4 protein-coding genes are annotated in these 2,844 nt (G+C 63.0%); all 4 read left to right on the top strand.

The features are described 5' to 3' along the window. Nucleotides 1-81 precede the first annotated feature (81 nt). Nucleotides 82-477 (top strand): IS66-like element accessory protein TnpA, encoded by a 396-nt coding sequence (gene tnpA / locus NKJ01_RS36045; RefSeq protein ID WP_352735333.1) that lies wholly within the window; start codon nucleotides 82-84, stop codon nucleotides 475-477. Beyond that, entirely contained in the window at nucleotides 474-821 is a 348-nt protein-coding gene (tnpB, locus tag NKJ01_RS36040) for an IS66 family insertion sequence element accessory protein TnpB (RefSeq protein WP_023697935.1), read from the top strand. The genes tnpA and tnpB overlap by 4 nt, the downstream gene beginning before the upstream one ends. 45 nt (nucleotides 822-866) lie before the next feature. After that, nucleotides 867-2,501 carry an IS66 family transposase gene (gene tnpC, locus NKJ01_RS36035; RefSeq protein ID WP_502905965.1) on the top strand — a complete coding sequence of 545 codons (1,635 nt, stop codon included), beginning with the start codon at nucleotides 867-869 and terminating at the stop codon, nucleotides 2,499-2,501. Nucleotides 2,502-2,566: 65 nt separating this feature from the next. Then, complete coding sequence (locus NKJ01_RS36030; RefSeq protein ID WP_023697944.1) at nucleotides 2,567-2,803, top strand: hypothetical protein; 237 nt, start codon at nucleotides 2,567-2,569, stop codon at nucleotides 2,801-2,803. Nucleotides 2,804-2,844 lie beyond the last annotated feature (41 nt).

Genomic DNA, 2,844 nt, shown 5'->3' with positions numbered 1-2,844 from the left:
GGGTACCCGTCCGGTGACGGCCGCCTTGCTGAGGTAGGCTGAAGGGCTGCAAGTCCTAGTGCAAGCACTAGGAGTAGCCCTATGACGAAGCATCAGATTGAAGTGATCACCTCGGTTGAGCGGCGTCGGCGCTGGTCCCGGGAGGAGAAGGAGCGGCTGGTCGCGGCGACATTTGAGCCGGGCGCCAGTGTTTCGGAGCTTGCGCGATCGGCCGGCATTCATGTGAGCCAGCTTTTCCGGTGGCGCAAGGAGCTCTGCCAGATCTCCGCGCCGCCCGTGCCGCAACTCGTTCCCGTGCAAGTCGTCGAGGCGCTGCCAGCGCCACAACCACCGGCGCAGCCACTGCCGATCGCCCGGCCGCGCAAGAAGAGCAGCATGGTGACGATCGAGCTTGGCGGCGCCCGCCGCCTGCGGGTCGAGAGTGATATCGACAGCGAGGCGCTCGGCCGGATCCTCGATGTTCTGGAGCGGCGATGATCCCGGTTCCGCGCGGTGTGAAGGTGTGGCTCGCCACTGGCTATACGGATATGCGGAAAGGTTTTCCGGGTCTTTCGCTGATGGTGCAGGAGACCTTGAAGCGCGATCCGCACAGCGGTCATCTGTTCTGTTTCCGCGGGCGGCAGGGTGGCCTGATCAAGGTGATCTGGCACGACGGCCAGGGTGCTTGCCTGTTCACGAAGAAGCTTGAGCGCGGCCGCTTCATCTGGCCATCGGCGGCCGACGGCACGGTGGTGATCACGCCTGCACAGCTCGGCTATTTGCTCGAAGGCATCGACTGGCGGATGCCGCAAAAAACCTGGCGTCCAAGCTCGGCGGGATGAGCAAAACCGCTGGCATGGCGGGAGCGAATATGATTCCATCGCGCCATGACCGATGCGGCCGATCAGCTTCCTGACGATCTTGTCAGCGCGCACGTTATGATCCTGGCCGAGCGTGCGGCCCGCCGGGAGGCACAAGCACTCGCCGCTCGCGCGCAGGCCATGAACTCGCACTCGGATGCGCTGATCGCGCGGCTCAGGCTGGAGATCGAGAAGCTGAAGCGCGAGATCCATGGCAGTCGCTCGGAGCGGAAAGCCCGGCTTCTCGAACAGATGGAGTTGCAGCTCGAGGAACTGGAAGCCGACGCCGGCGAAGACGAGCTGGCGGCGGAACTGGCGGCACGGTCATCGACGGTCAGGGCCTTCGAGCGCAAGCGCCCGTCGCGCAAGCCCTTTCCCGACCATCTGCCGCGTGAGCGCGTGGTCATCGCCGCACCGTCAAACTGCCCGTGCTGTGGTTCGGCCAAGCTGGCAAAGCTTGGCGAGGATATCACCGAGACGCTGGAGGTGATCCCGCGCCAGTGGAAGGTGATCCAGACTGTGCGCGAGAAGTTCTCTTGCCGTGAATGCGAGAAGATCGCGCAGCCGCCGGCGCCCTTCCATGTGACGCCGCGCGGCTTCGCCGGGCCAAATCTCCTCGCCATGATCCTGTTCGAGAAGTTCGGTCAGCATCAACCGCTGAACCGGCAAAGTGAGCGCTATGCCCGCGAGGGCATCGACCTCAGCCTCTCGACACTGGCCGACCAGGTCGGAGCTTGTACCGCGGCACTGAAGCCGGTGCATGCGCTGATCGAAACGCATGTGCTTGCCGCCGAACGTCTGCATGGTGACGACACCACCGTGCCGATCCTGGCACGCGGCAAGACCGATACGGGGCGCATTTGGACTTACGTCAGGGATGATCGGCCCTTCGGTGGGCAGTCGCCGCCGGCGGCGCTCTATTATGCCTCGCGCGATCGGCGGCAGGAACATCCCGAGCGTCATCTGAAGAGCTTCAGCGGCATTCTGCAGGCCGACGCCTATGGCGGCTACAACCCGCTGTTCAAGGCAGACCGTGACCCCGGTCCGCTGACCCAGGCGCTGTGTTGGGCGCATGCGCGCCGCAAATTCTTCGTGCTTGCCGACATCGCCGCCAATGCCAAACGCGGCAAGAACGCCGCCCCGATCTCACCGATCGCGCTCGAGGCCGTCAAGCGCATCGACGCGCTGTTTGACATCGAGCGCGGGATCAACGGGCTTGCCGCCCACGAACGGCTGCAACGACGCCGGCAGGAAAGCCGTCTTCTCGCCACCGAACTTGAGGCCTGGCTGCGAACCGAGAGGGCCAAACTGTCGCGCAGTTCTCCGGTTGCCGAGCCGATCGACTACATACTGAAGCGCTGGGATTGCTTCACGGCCTTCCTCGGCGACGGCCGGATTTGCCTGACGAACAACGCCGCCGAACGGGCGCTGCGTGGTTTTGCTCTCGGTAGGAAAGCTTGGCTGTTTGCAGGCTCCGATCGCGGCGCCGATCGGGCCGCCTTCATGGCAACCCTGATCACCACCGCAAAGCTCAACGACGTCGATCCGCAGGCCTGGCTGGCCGATATTCTCGCCCACATCGCCGACATGCCGATCTCCAGGCTGGAGCAATTGCTCCCCTGGAATTGGGTGACATCGTCAGTAAAAGCCGTTGCTGCGTAGGCTCTGATGGCTCACAAAACCGACAGAGATCAGCCTGACAAAACCGAGCTCTTGTTCGCGATGTATTGCTTCGCGATTGGGATCCGATCGGCATATCTGGCATTTCCGAAGCTAAGGACGAATATGACGACTATGCCGACGTCGTGCTCGGGATGCTGATCCACGAAAACGCGACGGCAAAAGACATCGCCGGCTATCTCTTCGAAATCGCCACAGAGGACATGGGGCTGTCCGATCGCAAGATGGCGAAGCTGTGCGATAGAGCCGCAGAACTAGTCGTGGCGCTCCGATCAAACTTTTAGGAACAGGCTTGAGCTACCTGCGGTCTTCACCGGATGGGCAC

This window comes from Mesorhizobium sp. M0276, assembly GCF_040321755.1.
Taxonomy (GTDB): domain Bacteria; phylum Pseudomonadota; class Alphaproteobacteria; order Rhizobiales; family Rhizobiaceae; genus Mesorhizobium.
The sequence above is the reverse complement of the archived record's forward strand: the minus strand, read 5'-3'. Positions and strand labels throughout refer to the sequence as shown.